The organism is Komagataeibacter rhaeticus, assembly GCF_003207855.1.
GTDB lineage: Bacteria > Pseudomonadota > Alphaproteobacteria > Acetobacterales > Acetobacteraceae > Komagataeibacter > Komagataeibacter rhaeticus.
The window spans coordinates 244,655-258,885 of record NZ_NKTZ01000002.1 but is presented as its reverse complement, the minus strand read 5'-3'; the positions used below and the strand labels follow the sequence as shown (position 1 = coordinate 258,885).

The window sequence follows — 14,231 nt, the reverse complement described above, 5'->3', positions numbered from 1 at the left end:
TTTCTTTCAGGAGTGGAGGCAGGTGCGGCGCCTGCTTCCGCTTCATTCCCTCAGGGGGTTTGCGGCGCATGAATGAACTCATGAAGATCCTTGGCCAGGGCGGCCAGGCCATGACCTTCGACCAGATCAAGATCCAGCTGGCTTCGGCCGAGCAGATCCGCTCATGGTCGTATGGCGAGATCAAGAAGCCCGAGACCATCAACTACCGGACCTTCAAGCCGGAGCGTGATGGCCTGTTCTGTGCACGGATATTCGGTCCGATCAAGGATTACGAATGCCTGTGCGGCAAGTACAAGCGGATGAAATTCCGCGGCATCATCTGCGAAAAATGCGGTGTGGAAGTCACGCTGGCGAAGGTCCGCCGCGAGCGCATGGGCCATATCGAGCTTGCCAGTCCCGTAGCCCATATCTGGTTCCTCAAGTCGCTGCCCAGCCGTATCGGCCTGATGGTCGACATGACGCTGAAGGATCTGGAAAAGATCCTGTATTTCGAGAGCTATGTGGTTCTGGAGCCCGGCACGTCGCCGCTCAAGCAGTACAGCCTGCTGACCGAAGACCAGTATCTTGATGTCATGGACGAGCATGGCGACGAGGGGATCGAGGTCGGGATCGGTGCCGAAGCGATCAAGAAGATCCTTGAACGCATCGACTGCCGTCAGGAAAAGGAAGAACTGCGTCAGGAGCTGAAGGAAACCACATCCGAAGCCAAGCGCAAGAAGCTGGTCAAGCGGCTGAAGCTGGTCGAGGCCTTTGCCGACAGTGATTCCCGTCCGGAATGGATGATCCTGGAACTGGTGCCGGTCATCCCGCCCGAGCTGCGCCCGCTGGTGCCGCTTGATGGCGGCCGCTTCGCCACGTCCGACCTGAACGACCTGTACCGCCGTGTCATCAACCGTAACAACCGTCTCAAGCGGCTGATCGAACTGCGCGCGCCGGACATCATTGTCCGTAACGAAAAGCGCATGCTGCAGGAATCGGTTGATGCGCTGTTCGATAATGGTCGCCGTGGCCGCGCCATCACGGGGGCGAACAAGCGCCCGCTGAAGTCGCTGTCGGACATGCTGAAGGGCAAGCAGGGCCGCTTCCGCCAGAACCTGCTGGGCAAGCGCGTCGACTATTCCGGCCGTTCGGTCATCGTGGTCGGCCCGGAACTGAAGCTGCACCAGTGCGGCCTGCCCAAGAAGATGGCGCTGGAACTGTTCAAGCCGTTCATCTATTCCAAGCTGGAAAAATACGGTCACGCCACCACCATCAAGGCGGCCAAGCGCATGGTGGAAAAGGAACGTCCCGAAGTGTGGGATATCCTTGAAGAGGTGATCCGTGAGCATCCCGTCATGCTCAACCGTGCGCCGACGCTGCACCGTCTGGGCATCCAGGCGTTCGAGCCGGTACTGATCGAAGGCAAGGCTATCCAGCTGCACCCGCTGGTCTGCACCGCGTTCAACGCGGACTTCGATGGGGACCAGATGGCCGTGCATGTGCCGCTGAGCCTCGAGGCCCAGCTGGAAGCGCGCGTGCTGATGATGTCGACCAACAACATCCTCAGCCCCGCCAACGGCAAGCCCATCATCGTGCCGTCACAGGATATCGTGCTGGGGCTGTACTATCTCAGCCTCGAGACGCCGGAATTCCGCGCGACGCCGGACCAGAACAGCTACGATGACAAGGGTCATCTGACGGTTGCGGGCGCGCCGTCCTTCTCCAGCGTGGGGGAAGTGGAATACGCGCTCAGCACCGGCGCGGTGAAGCTGCATGACAAGATCCGCGCCCGGATCGAGACGCTTGACGCTGACGGCAAGCCGGCGCGTACGACGGTGGTCACGACGCCGGGCCGCATGCTGGTTGCCCAGATCCTGCCCCGTCATGCGGCGCTGCCGTTCTCGCTGATCAACCGGCAGCTGACCAAGAAGATCGTCTCCGACGTGATCGACGCGGTCTACCGTCACTGCGGCCAGAAGGAATGCGTGATCTTCTGTGACCGCCTGATGGGCCTTGGTTTCCGCCATGCGGCGAAGTCGGGCATTTCCTTCGGCAAGGACGACATGATCGTCCCGGCCGAGAAGAAGGAACTGGTTGACCGCACCGCCGCGGAAGTGAAGGAGTTCGAGCAGCAGTACCAGGACGGCCTGATCACGGCTGGCGAGCGCTACAACAAGGTGGTCGATGCCTGGTCGCGCTGCACGGACGAAGTGCAGGCCGCGATGATGAAGGAGATTTCCAAGCAGGAAATCGGCAAGCCCACCAACTCGGTGTGGATGATGAGCCACTCCGGTGCCCGTGGGTCGCCAGCGCAGATGAAGCAGCTGGCCGGCATGCGTGGCCTGATGGCCAAGCCGTCGGGTGAGATCATCGAACAGCCGATTATCGCCAACTTCAAGGAAGGCCTGTCGGTTCTCGATTACTTCACCTCCAGCCATGGTGCGCGTAAGGGTCTGGCCGACACCGCGCTCAAGACCGCGAACTCGGGTTATCTTACCCGCCGTCTGGTCGACGTGGCGCAGGACAGCATCATTGTCGAGGAAGACTGTGGCACCGAACGTGGCCTGACCGTGCGTGCGGTCATGGACGGGGGCGAGGTCATCGCATCGCTGTCCGAGCGTATGCTCGGGCGCACGCTGGCGGCTGACGTGCTGGATCCCGCCACGGGCAAGGTGCTCTTCCCGCGCAATACGCTGATCGAGGAAGCCCAGGCCGAGCAGATCGAGAAGGCGGGGGTCGAAAGCCTGCTGATCCGCTCCGTCCTGACCTGCGACAGCCGCGTTGGCGTATGCGGTCACTGCTATGGCCGTGACCTGGCCCGTGGCACGCCCGTCAATATCGGTGAGGCCGTGGGCGTGATCGCCGCCCAGTCCATTGGTGAGCCGGGCACGCAGCTGACCATGCGTACCTTCCATATCGGCGGTGCGGCGCAGCGTGGCGCCGAGCAGTCGATGGTCGAGGCATCGCGTGACGGCAAGGTGACGATCCGCAACAAGAACGTGGTGCATAACAGCCAGAACGTGCCCATCGTCATGTCGCGTAACTGCGAGATCCTGCTGACGGATGACCGTGGAACCGAGCGCGCCCGCTACCGTGTGCCCTATGGTGCCCGCCTGCTGGTCGAGGATGGTGCTGCGGTCACCCGTGGGCAGAAGATGGCCGAGTGGGACCCGTACACCCTGCCGATCATCACCGAGCAGCCCGGCAAGGTGGAATATCTTGACCTGATCGACTCCATCACCCTGGTGGAGCGGATGGATGAGGTGACCGGCCTGACCTCCAAGGTGGTGGTTGACTACAAGCAGGCTTCCAAGGGGATCGACCTGCGGCCGCGCCTGCAGCTCAAGGACGCCAATGGCGATGTGGTGAAGCTGGCCAACGGCAACGATGCCCGCTACTTCCTCTCGCCTGACTCGCTGCTGTCGGTTGAGAACGGTGCGCAGGTGAACGCAGGTGACGTGCTGGCCCGTATCCCGCGTGAAGGCTCCAAGACGCGTGACATTACCGGGGGTCTGCCGCGCGTGGCCGAACTGTTCGAGGCCCGTCGCCCGAAGGACCACGCCATCATCTCGGAAACCGAGGGGCGTGTGGAATTCGGCAAGGATTACAAGTCCAAGCGGCGTGTCATCGTCAAGAACGACGAGACCGGCGAGGAGACGGATTACCTGATCCCCAAGGGCAAGCATGTGTCCGTGCAGGAAGGCGACTTCGTGCAGGTGGGCGATCCGCTGGTCGATGGTCCGCGCGTGCCGCATGACATCCTGAAGGTTCTGGGTGTCGAGGCGCTGTCGGATTATCTGGTCAACGAAATCCAGGACGTCTACCGCCTGCAGGGCGTGAAGATCAATGACAAGCACATCGAAGTCATTGTGCGCCAGATGCTGCAGAAGGTGGAAATCCTTGAGCCGGGCGATACGACCTACCTGATCGGTGAGACGGTGGACCGTATCGAATACGAGGAAGAAAACACCAAGCGCCTGAACATGGGCGAGCGTCCGGCTGCTGCCATGCCTGTGCTGCAGGGCATCACCAAGGCCTCGCTGCAGACGCAGTCCTTCATCTCCGCCGCATCCTTCCAGGAGACGACACGTGTCCTGACCGAGGCCGCCACGGCAGGGAAGAAGGATACGCTCAACGGCCTGAAGGAGAACGTGATTGTCGGCCGCCTGATCCCGGCGGGGACGGGCAGCGTCATGAACAAGCTCCGTGCCGTTGCGGCAGGTGAGGACAAGCAGCGCCTGGCCCAGGCCCGCGCTGCGGTGGCCACGACCAAGGCCGCTGAATAAAATACGGAAGAAATGCCGGGTATCGCATGCGCGGTATCCGGCATGATTCGGTGCTGCACTATTGTCACCATCCGATTCAGGCGGTATCAGCGGCCTGACGGAGCGGTGCTCCGATTCCGATGGCGGTTCTGCCCCGTCGGTTGGCGAGCGAATCCTGCGCAAGGCTTGACTTCTGGTCATTCTGGACGTAGGTTCCGCGCCTCTCGGCTAGCCCTGTCTGAAAGACGTTGTTGGCCGTCGAATGCAGCATGCAGGCATGCGGTACCGCAGTCCGGGAATCGGGCTGCCCAGGCCGGATGTAAATATGATGCCCGAACGGATGGTTGTCATCCGTTGGGGTTTTGTTGTGAACGACAGTCGGCAGTCCGATATGAGGCTGGCCGGCCGAATTTTGTAAGGATCGGGAAAGGCGTATGCCGACCATCAACCAGTTGATCGCGAAAGGTCGCGAGCCCGCAGCCAAACGCAACAAGGTCCCTGCACTGCAGGGCTGTCCGCAGAAGCGTGGCGTTTGTACCCGTGTTTATACAACCACACCGAAGAAGCCGAACTCGGCTCTGCGTAAGGTGGCAAAAGTTCGCCTGACCAACGGGTATGAGGTTGTGAGCTATATTCCGGGTGAGGGGCATAACCTCCAGGAACATAGCGTTGTCCTGATCCGTGGTGGTCGCGTTAAGGATCTTCCTGGCGTGCGTTATCACATCCTGCGCGGCGTTCTGGACACCCAGGGTATCGCCAAGCGTCGTCAGCGTCGCTCGCTCTATGGCGCGAAGCGTCCTAAGTAAAAGGAATAACGAGGCATGAGTCGCCGTCATCGCGCAGTAAAGCGCGAGATTCTTCCCGATCCGAAATTTGGTGATGTCGTCATTACGCGTTTCATGAACGCCCTGATGTACGACGGCAAGAAGTCCACAGCCGAAGGGATCGTCTATGGCGCCCTTGAGGTGCTGCGTCGCCGTGGTGGTGCAGCTGCGGACCCCGTGGTCATGTTCCACAGTGCGCTGGATAACGTGAAGCCGGCTGTCGAGGTGCGTTCCCGCCGTGTTGGTGGTGCGACCTACCAGGTTCCGGTCGAAGTCCGGGCCGAGCGCCGTCAGGCGCTGGCCATCCGCTGGCTGATCGACGCGTCGCGCAAGCGGGGCGAGAACACCATGCAGGACCGCCTGTCGAACGAACTTCTTGATGCCGTCAACAATCGTGGCGCCGCGGTCAAGAAGCGCGAGGACACGCACCGCATGGCAGAAGCCAACAAGGCATTCAGTCATTACCGCTGGTAAAGGCGGTCAGGCCGGTTTATCTACCGGCCCGGCTTCCGAAACGGAACTTTCCAACCCGACTCTCGGCACGAGGCCGAGTTAACGGAGAAAACGATGGCAAAGGCTAAATTTGAGCGGAATAAGCCGCACTGCAACATCGGCACGATTGGTCACGTCGATCACGGCAAGACCTCGCTGACCGCTGCTATCACCAAGACGCTGGCGAAGTCCGGTGGTGCCGAATTCAAGGCATACGACATGATCGACGCCGCGCCGGAAGAGCGCGCCCGTGGCATCACCATCTCGACCGCCCATGTCGAGTATGAGACCGCCAAGCGTCACTACGCACACGTCGACTGCCCCGGCCACGCCGACTACGTGAAGAACATGATCACCGGTGCCGCGCAGATGGACGGCGCGATCCTGGTGGTGTCCGCTGCTGACGGCCCGATGCCCCAGACCCGCGAGCACATCCTGCTTGCCCGTCAGGTTGGCGTGCCGGCACTGGTCGTGTTCCTGAACAAGGTTGATCAGGTTGACGATCCGGAACTGCTGGAACTCGTCGAGATGGAAGTGCGCGAGCTGCTCTCCGCTTACCAGTTCCCCGGCGACGATATCCCCATCATCAAGGGTTCCGCCCTGGTGACGCTGGAAGATGGTGACCCGGAAGTCGGTGAAAACCGCGTCCTGGACCTGATGAACGCCGTTGACGAATACATCCCGCAGCCGGAGCGTCCGATCGACCGTCCGTTCCTGATGCCGATCGAAGACGTGTTCTCCATCTCGGGCCGTGGCACCGTGGTGACGGGCCGTGTCGAGCGTGGCGCCGTGAACGTTGGCGACGAAATCGAGATCGTTGGCCTGCGTCCGACGCAGAAGACGACCGTGACCGGCGTGGAAATGTTCCGCAAGCTGCTTGACCGCGGTGAAGCGGGCGACAACATCGGCGCGCTGCTGCGTGGCACGAAGCGTGAAGACGTCGAGCGTGGCCAGGTGCTGGCAAAGCCGGGTTCCATCACCCCGCACACCAAGTTCAAGGCGGAAGCCTACATCCTGACGAAGGAAGAGGGTGGCCGTCACACGCCGTTCTTCACTAACTATCGTCCGCAGTTCTATTTCCGCACGACCGACGTTACCGGCGTCGTTCACCTGCCCGAAGGCACGGAAATGGTCATGCCTGGCGATAACGTCGCCATGGATGTGGAGCTGATTGCTCCGATCGCCATGGACGAAGGCCTGCGCTTCGCTATCCGCGAAGGTGGCCGCACCGTTGGTGCAGGTGTTGTTGCTTCCATCACCGCGTGATTGGACAGTAACTGAACTGTGGCATCCCGGTCGGAGCAATCCGGCCGGGTTTCCATTGCGGATCGGGTTCCCCCGAATCAGGTAAAGTTGGACTGAAACAGAAAGATGGACAACCAGAACATCCGCATTCGCCTGAAGGCGTACGATCATCGGGTGCTAGACAACAGCACGAAGGAGATCGTCAATACGGCGAAGCGTACGGGTGCGCGGGTTCGGGGTCCTATCCCGCTGCCGACGCATATTGAACGGTTTACCGTAAACCGCTCCCCCCACGTGGATAAGAAAAGCCGCGAGCAGTTCGAAATTCGGACCCATCGCCGGCTGCTCGATATTGTCGAGCCGACCCCGCAGACCGTGGACGCTCTCATGAAACTCGACCTCGCCGCTGGCGTGGATGTCGAGATTAAACTCTAAGGTCCAGACGATGCGCACCGGATTGATCGCAAAGAAGCTGGGTATGACCCGGCTGTTCAAGGAAGACGGCACACATGTGCCGGTGACTGTCCTGCAGGTGGATGATCTGCAGGTGGTTGATGTCCGTACAACCGAACGGGATGGCTATACGGCCGTTCAGCTCGGCGCGGGCAAGGCCAAGGTCAAAAATGTGTCGAAGCCGAACCGCGGCCATTTTGCCAAGGCCAAGGTCGAGCCCAAGAAGAAGCTGGCTGAATTCCGCGTTGCGGATGATGCCGTCCTGGAAGTCGGGGCTTCTCTGTCCGCCGCCCATTTCGTGGCGGGGCAGAAGGTGGACGTTACCGGCACCAGCAAGGGTAAGGGTTTTGCCGGCGCGATGAAGCGCTGGAACTTTGCCGGTCTCGAAGCCACCCACGGTGTCTCGATCAGTCACCGTTCGCACGGTTCCACGGGTAACCGCCAGGATCCGGGCAAGGTTTTCAAGAACAAGAAGATGGCTGGCCATCTCGGTTCCGAGCGTGTGACCACGCTGAACCTGGAGATTGCGGCTGTCGACGCCGAAAAGAACCTCATCATGATCCGCGGCTCCGTGCCGGGCGGAAAGAATGAGACGGTTCTGGTTCGTGATGCGATCAAGAAGGCCCGTCATGCCGAGGCGCCGTATCCGGCGGCCCTGGTTGAGGCTGCGGGCTGAGGATAGAGGGCAATGGATTACGAGATCAAAACCCTCGATAACGGAAGCGCAGGTACCGCCAGCCTTCCCGACGAGATTTTCGCCGCAACGCCGCGTCCGGACATTCTGGCGCGTGTGGTGCACTGGCAGCTTGCAAAGCGCCGCGCTGGTACGCACAAGGTCAAGGGCATGGGAGAAATCTCCGGCACGACCAAGAAGCCGTACCGCCAGAAAGGCACCGGCAGCGCCCGTCAGGGTTCGCTGCGTTCGCCGCAGTACCGCACGGGTGGTGTGGTCCATGGTCCGGTCGTGCGCGACCATGGCTATGACCTGCCCAAGAAGGTGCGTCGCCTGGGCCTGATTTTCGCGCTGTCGCAGAAGGCGGCCGAGGGCAAGCTGGTGGTGCTGGATGCGGCGACCGCCTCGGGCAAGTCCGCGGAACTGGCCAAGAAGCTGAAGGTCCTGGGCTGGACATCCGCACTGATCGTGGATGCCGCCGTGGAGGAAAACTTCGGCCGTGCCGCGCGCAACCTGCCGAAAATCGACATTCTCCCGACCATCGGTGCGAATGTCTATGACATCCTGAACCACGATGTGCTGGCCATCACCCGCGCAGGCGTTGAGGGTCTGAAGGAGCGTCTGGCATGACCAATATCCTGGCAATCCGCAAGAAGGCGGAACGCATGTCCCGGGAAGCGATGTATGACATCATCCGCTCCCCCCTGATCACGGAAAAGGCGACGGCCCTGTCCGAGAAGAATCAGGTCGGTTTCAAGGTCGCGATCAGCGCCACGAAGCCGGAGATCAAGGTAGCGGTCGAGACGCTGTTTGGTGTGAAGGTTCTGGGTGTGAACACGCTCATCCAGAAGGGTAAGGCCAAGCGCTTCAAGGGACGTCCCGGCCAGCGTTCGGATGTGAAGAAGGCGTTTGTCCAGCTTGCTGAAGGTCAGTCCATCGACCTGACCGCGAAGCTGGTCTGACGCGGGGTGACAAGAAATGGCATTGAAGCACTTTAATCCAGTTACCCCCAGCCTGCGCGGAACGGTTCTGATCGACCGCAAGGAGCTGTGGAAAGGCAAGCCCGTCAAGGGCCTGACCGAGGGGAAGAACAAGAGCGGCGGCCGTAACAACCACGGTCGCACCACCTCGCGTTTTATCGGTGGCGGACACAAGCAGTCCTACCGTTATGTCGATTTCAAGCGTCGCAAGTTCGATGTGGTCGGCACGGTGGAACGCCTGGAATATGACCCGAACCGCACGGCATTCATCGCCCTTGTCAAGTACGAGGATGGCGAACTGGCCTACATCATCGCGCCGCAGCGTCTGAAGGCGGGTGACCAGGTTGTTGCTGGCGCGCGCGCCGACATCAAGCCGGGCAACGCGATGCCGCTGGCTGCGATTCCGGTGGGCACGATCATCCACAACATCGAGCTGAAGGCCGGTGGCGGTGGCAAGATCGCCCGTTCGGCCGGCACCTATGCCCAGCTGGTCGGCAAGGATGTGGGCTATGCCCAGATCAAGCTGCAGTCCGGTGAACTGCGTGTTGTCCGCGCGGAATGCATGGCGACCATCGGCGCCGTGTCCAACCCGGACAACATGAACCAGCACCTGGGCAAGGCCGGCCGCAACCGCTGGCTGGGCCGCCGCCCGCACAACCGTGGTGTTGTCATGAACCCGGTTGACCATCCGCATGGTGGTGGTGAAGGACGCACTTCGGGTGGGCGTCATCCGGTTACGCCATGGGGCAAGCCGACTAAGGGTTACAAGACCAGGGTCAACAAGCGTACGGACAGTCTGATCATCCGTCGCCGGAAGACCGGCAAGTAAGGGGCATTTAAGATGGCACGTTCCGTCTGGAAGGGCCCGTTCGTGGACGGGTATCTGCTGAACAAAGCCGATGCATCGCGCGCGTCGGGCCGTAACGAAGTGATCAAGATCTGGTCGCGTCGATCCACCATCCTGCCGCAGTTCGTCGGACTGACGTTCGGCGTCTATAACGGGCACAAGTTCCTGCCCGTGCAGGTTTCCGAGAACATGGTGGGGCACAAGTTCGGTGAGTTTTCACCGACCCGTACCTTCACGGGTCATTCTTCGGACAAGAAAGCGAAGCGGGGCTGAACATGAGCAAGCCTAAGCATCCGCGCACGCTCGCGGAAACCGAGGCGCAGGCGCTGACGCGGAACATCCGCATCAGCCCGCGCAAGCTGAACCTTGTTGCGGGCCTGATCCGCAACAAGCCGGCCGCGCAGGCGATCGCCACTCTCACATTCTCCAAGCGTCGCATCGCCCAGCAGGTCAAGAAGACCCTGGAGAGTGCGATCGCCAATGCCGAGAACAACCATCAGCTGGACGTTGACCAGCTGGTCGTTGCCCGTGCAGAGGTGGGCAAGTCGATCGTGATGCGTCGTTTCCACGCGCGTGGTCGTGGCCGTTCGGCCCGCATCGAGAAGTTCTTCAGCCACCTGACCATCGTCGTGGCCGAAAAGAAGCCCGAAGCTGAAACCGAAAAGAAGGCGGCCTGATCCATGGGACATAAAGTTAATCCGATCGGGCTGCGGCTCGGTATTAACCGGACATGGGACAGCCGCTGGTACGCCGATGCCGATTATGCGCGCCTGCTGCATGATGACCTGAAGCTGCGCGCCTACCTGCGCCGCAAGCTGTCTGGTGCGGGTGTATCCCGCGTGGTGATCGAACGCCCGGCCAAGAAGCCGCGCGTGACCATCTACGCGGCCCGTCCGGGTGTCGTGATCGGCAAGAAGGGCCAGGACATTGATGTGCTGCGCAAGGACCTGGCCCGTATGGCCAAGACCGATGTGGCGCTGAACATCGTCGAGATCCGCAAGCCGGAAATCGATGCGACCCTGGTGGCCGAAAACATCGCCCAGCAGCTTGAGCGTCGCGTGGCCTTCCGTCGTGCCATGAAGCGTGCCGTGCAGTCGGCCATGCGCCTGGGCGCGCAGGGTATCCGGATCAACTGCTCGGGTCGTCTGGGCGGTGCGGAAATCGCGCGTATCGAATGGTACCGTGAAGGCCGCGTGCCGCTGCATACGCTGCGTGCGGACATCGACTATGGTGTGGCGACCGCCAAGACGACCTATGGCACCTGTGGTGTGAAGGTCTGGATCTTCAAGGGCGAGATTCTTGCTCATGATCCGCTGGCGCAGGACCGTCGCGCCGCCGAACAGGCCCCGCAGCGCTAAGCTGCGCGGTCAAATGGACCCAGATGCGCCAGGCGGCGCGTGAGGATTTAGAAAATGCTTTCTCCCAAGCGGACAAAGTACCGCAAGGCCCACAAGGGCCGCATTCATGGGCTGGCCAAGGGTGGCACAACCCTGAATTTCGGGGCTTTCGGCCTGAAGGCTCTCCAGCCTGAACGGATCACGGCCCGCCAGATCGAAGCCGCCCGTCGTGCCATTACCCGTGCCATGAAACGTGCCGGTCGTGTGTGGATTCGGATTTTCCCTGATCTTCCGGTCTCGACAAAGCCCGCAGAAGTGCGTATGGGGTCCGGCAAGGGGTCGCCCGAATATTGGGTGGCTCGTGTGAAGCCGGGTCGTATCCTGTTCGAGATCGAAGGCGTGCCGCCTGAAGTCGCGCGTGAAGCGCTGGCTCTGGGTGCGGCCAAGCTGCCGATCAAGACCAAGTTCGTGACCCGTATCGGAGAGGCGTGAGATGGCAAAGGCAACAAAGCCGGCCGATCTGCGTGCCAAGACTGTTGAGGAACTGGATGCGCTTCTCGTTGATCTGAAGCGCGAGCAGTTCAATCTTCGGTTCCAGCATGCGACCGGCCAGACCGAGGGTCAGTCCCGCATGCGTGAGGTCCGTCGTGACATCGCGCGTGTGAAGACGATTGCAACCCAGGTTGTGAAGAAGAGTTCAGCTGGCCACGCGCCGGCAGTAAAGTCCTGAAGGGAGACGGGCGATGCCAAGGCGCGTCCTGACCGGGCGGGTAACAAGCGACAAGATGGACAAGACCGTAACGGTTCTTGTCGATCGTCGCATTATCCATCCGCTGTATAAGAAGTTCATTCGTCGCTCCAAGAAGTATGCGGCGCATGACGGCTTGAATGAATGCAAGGTGGGCGACACGGTGCGCATTGAGGAATGCAAGCCGATTTCCCGTCGCAAGACCTGGACCGTCGTGGTCCGGAATGGCCAGCCGCTCGCGGCCGCCGCCGGTGCCACGTCCGGTACGCAGGCGTAAAGAAGGGCATAGACCATGATCCATCCCGAGACCAACCTTGACGTCGCCGACAATTCCGGCGCCCGTCAGGTGCAGTGCATCAAGGTACTGGGCGGTTCCAAGCGGAAGACTGCCTCGGTCGGCGACGTGATTGTCGTGTCCGTCAAGGAAGCCATTCCCCGCGGTAAGGTCAAGAAGGGCGATGTTCACCAGGCGGTGATCGTCCGTACGTCCTACCCGGTGCGTCGCGCCGACGGCAGCGCCATCCGGTTTGACCGCAATGCGGCCGTGCTGATCAACAAGCAGCAGGAACCGATCGGCACCCGTATCTTTGGCCCGGTCGTGCGTGAGCTGCGTGCGCGCAAGTTCATGAAGATCATCTCGCTGGCACCGGAGGTGCTGTAATGGCTGCTCGTATCAAGAAGGGTGACCAGGTCCTGGTCATCACCGGTGGTTCCAAGGGAACCCGTGGCGAGGTCGTGACAGTCCTGCCGGCGGCAAACAAGGCTGTGGTGCGTGGCGTGGCGATTGCCAAGCGCCATACCCGTCCCTCCCGCATGGGTGAGCAGGGTGGCATCATCCAGAAGGAAATGCCCGTTCATCTGTCCAACCTGAAGCTGATCGATCCCAAGAGCGGTGACCCGACGAAGGTCGGCTTCCGCGTTCTGGAAGATGGTCGCAAGGTTCGTGTCGCCAAGGCGACCGGCGAAGTTATCGAAGGCTGAGGAGGCGGGTATGTCTGAAGTGAAAGAAGCCCGTCCGATGCCGCGCATGCAGCAGCGTTACCAGACGGAGCTGCGTGCGAAGATGCGCGAGCAGTTTGGCTACAAGAACGAGATGCAGGTTCCGCGTCTCGAGAAGATCGTGCTGAACATGGGCGTGGGCGAAGCGGCTGGCGACCAGAAGAAGCTGGATGCGGCGCTTAAGGAAATGACCCTTATTGCAGGTCAGAAGCCCGTCAAGACGGTTGCCAAGAAGGCGATCGCGGGCTTCAAGATCCGTGAGGGTCTGCCCATTGGCTGCAAGGTGACGCTGCGTCGCGCGCAGATGTTCGAGTTCCTTGACCGCCTGGTGACGATCGCCCTGCCGCGCGTGCGCGATTTCCGTGGGCTGCCGGCGAACAAGGGTTTCGATGGTCGTGGCAACTTCGCGATGGGCCTGAAGGAACAGATCGTCTTCCCGGAAATCGAGTACGACAAGGTCGACGAGATCCGCGGCATGGACATCATCTTCGTGACCACCGCGAAGACGGATGCGGAAGCAAAGGCTCTGCTCAAGGCGTTCGATCTGCCCTTCTCTGCATAAAATGTAGAGAAAGGGCTTCCGTCTGAAGTCCAGAAGACCTAATACACACGTTGTTTGGAAAACCGTTGGGACTGGCCCAACAGGTTCCGGAGGGTAAAACAAGGCATGGCCAAAATTTCCGCCGTTAACCGGAATGTCAAGCGCGAGCGCATGGCAACCCGGGACCGGGCTAAGCGGACTGCATTGAAGAACATCATCATGGACCGGTCTCTGCCGGTTGAGGATCGCTTCGATGCATCGCTCAAGCTTGCTGAACTTCCTCGCAATGGTTCGCGCGTGCGCGTGCGTCTGCGCTGCAAGCTGACGGGGCGTCCCCGCGCCAATTACAGAAAGTTCGAACTCTGCCGTATCGCCCTGCGCGACCTGGCCTCCAATGGCCAGATCCCGGGTATGGTCAAATCGAGCTGGTAAGGGCAGGGAACGATGTCACTTTCTGATCCTTTGGGTGATCTGCTCACCCGGATCCGCAACGCGCAGCGTGCACGGCATGCTGCCTGCGTGGCGCCGGCTTCCAAGCTGCGCGCCAGTGTTCTCGAGGCCCTGCGCCGCGAGGGATATATCCGTGGTTTCTCCCGTGAGGAACTGCGCAAAGGTGTGGCCCAGCTGCGCATCGAGCTGAAATATCTCGATGGTGAGCCGGTCATCAAGGAAATCCACCGTGTGTCCAAGCCGGGCCGCCGCGTCTATTCCAAGATCAAGGAACTGCCGCGTGTCTATGCCGGGCTGGGTGTGTCGATCCTGTCGACCCCCCGCGGTGTTCTGTCCGATGCGGAGGCCCGCGCTGCCAATGTTGGCGGTGAAGTCCTCTGCCGTGTGTTCTGAGGAGG

General features: G+C 61.0%; 20 protein-coding genes. All 20 read left to right on the top strand.

Annotated features, from left to right (window positions below):
* Positions 1–68 precede the first annotated feature (68 nt).
* The 20 genes from rpoC (at position 69) to rpsH (ending at position 14,226) form a co-directional block, all read left to right on the top strand.
* Positions 69–4,265 carry a DNA-directed RNA polymerase subunit beta' gene (gene rpoC, locus CFR78_RS03415; RefSeq protein WP_034933195.1) on the top strand — a complete coding sequence of 1,399 codons (4,197 nt, stop codon included), beginning with the start codon at positions 69–71 and terminating at the stop codon, positions 4,263–4,265.
* A 413-nt stretch (positions 4,266–4,678) separates the two neighbouring features.
* Positions 4,679–5,050, top strand: a complete 372-nt coding sequence (rpsL, locus tag CFR78_RS03410; RefSeq protein WP_003621118.1) for a 30S ribosomal protein S12 — start codon at positions 4,679–4,681, stop codon at positions 5,048–5,050.
* 15 nt (positions 5,051–5,065) lie between these two features.
* Complete coding sequence (gene rpsG / locus CFR78_RS03405) at positions 5,066–5,542, top strand: 30S ribosomal protein S7 (RefSeq protein ID WP_007399617.1); 477 nt, start codon at positions 5,066–5,068, stop codon at positions 5,540–5,542.
* Between the two features lie 93 nt (positions 5,543–5,635).
* Positions 5,636–6,826, top strand: a complete 1,191-nt coding sequence (gene tuf, locus CFR78_RS03400) for an elongation factor Tu (protein WP_007399618.1) — start codon at positions 5,636–5,638, stop codon at positions 6,824–6,826.
* A gap of 105 nt (positions 6,827–6,931) precedes the next feature.
* The gene (gene rpsJ / locus CFR78_RS03395) at positions 6,932–7,240 is read left to right on the top strand and encodes a 30S ribosomal protein S10 (RefSeq protein ID WP_007282720.1); all 309 of its coding nucleotides are present in this window, start codon (positions 6,932–6,934) and stop codon (positions 7,238–7,240) included.
* Positions 7,241–7,250: 10 nt separating this feature from the next.
* A complete protein-coding gene (rplC, locus tag CFR78_RS03390) occupies positions 7,251–7,934 on the top strand; it encodes a 50S ribosomal protein L3 (protein ID WP_034933191.1) in 684 nt (227 codons plus the stop codon).
* A 12-nt stretch (positions 7,935–7,946) separates the two neighbouring features.
* The gene (rplD, locus tag CFR78_RS03385; protein WP_007399620.1) at positions 7,947–8,561 is read left to right on the top strand and encodes a 50S ribosomal protein L4; all 615 of its coding nucleotides are present in this window, start codon (positions 7,947–7,949) and stop codon (positions 8,559–8,561) included.
* Between the two features lie 35 nt (positions 8,562–8,596).
* Positions 8,597–8,893, top strand: a complete 297-nt coding sequence (locus CFR78_RS03380; RefSeq protein ID WP_172157796.1) for a 50S ribosomal protein L23 — start codon at positions 8,597–8,599, stop codon at positions 8,891–8,893.
* 16 nt (positions 8,894–8,909) lie between these two features.
* Entirely contained in the window at positions 8,910–9,740 is an 831-nt protein-coding gene (gene rplB / locus CFR78_RS03375; RefSeq protein WP_034933189.1) for a 50S ribosomal protein L2, read from the top strand.
* A gap of 12 nt (positions 9,741–9,752) precedes the next feature.
* The gene (gene rpsS / locus CFR78_RS03370; protein ID WP_007399623.1) at positions 9,753–10,031 is read left to right on the top strand and encodes a 30S ribosomal protein S19; all 279 of its coding nucleotides are present in this window, start codon (positions 9,753–9,755) and stop codon (positions 10,029–10,031) included.
* Between the two features lie 2 nt (positions 10,032–10,033).
* Positions 10,034–10,435, top strand: coding sequence for a 50S ribosomal protein L22 (gene rplV / locus CFR78_RS03365; protein ID WP_007399624.1), 402 nt, complete (start codon positions 10,034–10,036; stop codon positions 10,433–10,435).
* A 3-nt stretch (positions 10,436–10,438) separates the two neighbouring features.
* A complete protein-coding gene (gene rpsC, locus CFR78_RS03360) occupies positions 10,439–11,116 on the top strand; it encodes a 30S ribosomal protein S3 (protein ID WP_007399625.1) in 678 nt (225 codons plus the stop codon).
* Positions 11,117–11,170: 54 nt separating this feature from the next.
* Positions 11,171–11,587 carry a 50S ribosomal protein L16 gene (rplP, locus tag CFR78_RS03355; RefSeq protein WP_007399626.1) on the top strand — a complete coding sequence of 139 codons (417 nt, stop codon included), beginning with the start codon at positions 11,171–11,173 and terminating at the stop codon, positions 11,585–11,587.
* A 1-nt stretch (position 11,588) separates the two neighbouring features.
* The gene (gene rpmC, locus CFR78_RS03350) at positions 11,589–11,825 is read left to right on the top strand and encodes a 50S ribosomal protein L29 (RefSeq protein ID WP_007399627.1); all 237 of its coding nucleotides are present in this window, start codon (positions 11,589–11,591) and stop codon (positions 11,823–11,825) included.
* A gap of 13 nt (positions 11,826–11,838) precedes the next feature.
* Complete coding sequence (rpsQ, locus tag CFR78_RS03345) at positions 11,839–12,120, top strand: 30S ribosomal protein S17 (protein ID WP_034933186.1); 282 nt, start codon at positions 11,839–11,841, stop codon at positions 12,118–12,120.
* A 15-nt stretch (positions 12,121–12,135) separates the two neighbouring features.
* Complete coding sequence (gene rplN / locus CFR78_RS03340; protein ID WP_007399629.1) at positions 12,136–12,504, top strand: 50S ribosomal protein L14; 369 nt, start codon at positions 12,136–12,138, stop codon at positions 12,502–12,504.
* The gene (rplX, locus tag CFR78_RS03335; RefSeq protein ID WP_007399630.1) at positions 12,504–12,824 is read left to right on the top strand and encodes a 50S ribosomal protein L24; all 321 of its coding nucleotides are present in this window, start codon (positions 12,504–12,506) and stop codon (positions 12,822–12,824) included. Before rplN ends, rplX begins: the two co-directional genes overlap by 1 nt.
* A gap of 10 nt (positions 12,825–12,834) precedes the next feature.
* Complete coding sequence (gene rplE, locus CFR78_RS03330) at positions 12,835–13,404, top strand: 50S ribosomal protein L5 (protein ID WP_034933180.1); 570 nt, start codon at positions 12,835–12,837, stop codon at positions 13,402–13,404.
* Positions 13,405–13,509: 105 nt separating this feature from the next.
* The gene (rpsN, locus tag CFR78_RS03325; protein ID WP_007399632.1) at positions 13,510–13,815 is read left to right on the top strand and encodes a 30S ribosomal protein S14; all 306 of its coding nucleotides are present in this window, start codon (positions 13,510–13,512) and stop codon (positions 13,813–13,815) included.
* A 12-nt stretch (positions 13,816–13,827) separates the two neighbouring features.
* Positions 13,828–14,226, top strand: a complete 399-nt coding sequence (rpsH, locus tag CFR78_RS03320; RefSeq protein WP_010506719.1) for a 30S ribosomal protein S8 — start codon at positions 13,828–13,830, stop codon at positions 14,224–14,226.
* Positions 14,227–14,231 lie beyond the last annotated feature (5 nt).

Bases quoted from the DNA above. Each gene is read 5' to 3' on its own strand.
- rpoC (WP_034933195.1), top strand. From the start codon at position 69: ATGAATGAACTCATGAAGATCCTTGGCCAGGGCGGCCAGGCCATGACC.
- rpsL (WP_003621118.1), top strand. From the start codon at position 4,679: ATGCCGACCATCAACCAGTTGATCGCGAAAGGTCGCGAGCCCGCAGCC.
- rpsG (WP_007399617.1), top strand. From the start codon at position 5,066: ATGAGTCGCCGTCATCGCGCAGTAAAGCGCGAGATTCTTCCCGATCCG.
- tuf (WP_007399618.1), top strand. From the start codon at position 5,636: ATGGCAAAGGCTAAATTTGAGCGGAATAAGCCGCACTGCAACATCGGC.
- rpsJ (WP_007282720.1), top strand. From the start codon at position 6,932: ATGGACAACCAGAACATCCGCATTCGCCTGAAGGCGTACGATCATCGG.
- rplC (WP_034933191.1), top strand. From the start codon at position 7,251: ATGCGCACCGGATTGATCGCAAAGAAGCTGGGTATGACCCGGCTGTTC.
- rplD (WP_007399620.1), top strand. From the start codon at position 7,947: ATGGATTACGAGATCAAAACCCTCGATAACGGAAGCGCAGGTACCGCC.
- CFR78_RS03380 (WP_172157796.1), top strand. From the start codon at position 8,597: ATGTCCCGGGAAGCGATGTATGACATCATCCGCTCCCCCCTGATCACG.
- rplB (WP_034933189.1), top strand. From the start codon at position 8,910: ATGGCATTGAAGCACTTTAATCCAGTTACCCCCAGCCTGCGCGGAACG.
- rpsS (WP_007399623.1), top strand. From the start codon at position 9,753: ATGGCACGTTCCGTCTGGAAGGGCCCGTTCGTGGACGGGTATCTGCTG.
- rplV (WP_007399624.1), top strand. From the start codon at position 10,034: ATGAGCAAGCCTAAGCATCCGCGCACGCTCGCGGAAACCGAGGCGCAG.
- rpsC (WP_007399625.1), top strand. From the start codon at position 10,439: ATGGGACATAAAGTTAATCCGATCGGGCTGCGGCTCGGTATTAACCGG.
- rplP (WP_007399626.1), top strand. From the start codon at position 11,171: ATGCTTTCTCCCAAGCGGACAAAGTACCGCAAGGCCCACAAGGGCCGC.
- rpmC (WP_007399627.1), top strand. From the start codon at position 11,589: ATGGCAAAGGCAACAAAGCCGGCCGATCTGCGTGCCAAGACTGTTGAG.
- rpsQ (WP_034933186.1), top strand. From the start codon at position 11,839: ATGCCAAGGCGCGTCCTGACCGGGCGGGTAACAAGCGACAAGATGGAC.
- rplN (WP_007399629.1), top strand. From the start codon at position 12,136: ATGATCCATCCCGAGACCAACCTTGACGTCGCCGACAATTCCGGCGCC.
- rplX (WP_007399630.1), top strand. From the start codon at position 12,504: ATGGCTGCTCGTATCAAGAAGGGTGACCAGGTCCTGGTCATCACCGGT.
- rplE (WP_034933180.1), top strand. From the start codon at position 12,835: ATGTCTGAAGTGAAAGAAGCCCGTCCGATGCCGCGCATGCAGCAGCGT.
- rpsN (WP_007399632.1), top strand. From the start codon at position 13,510: ATGGCCAAAATTTCCGCCGTTAACCGGAATGTCAAGCGCGAGCGCATG.
- rpsH (WP_010506719.1), top strand. From the start codon at position 13,828: ATGTCACTTTCTGATCCTTTGGGTGATCTGCTCACCCGGATCCGCAAC.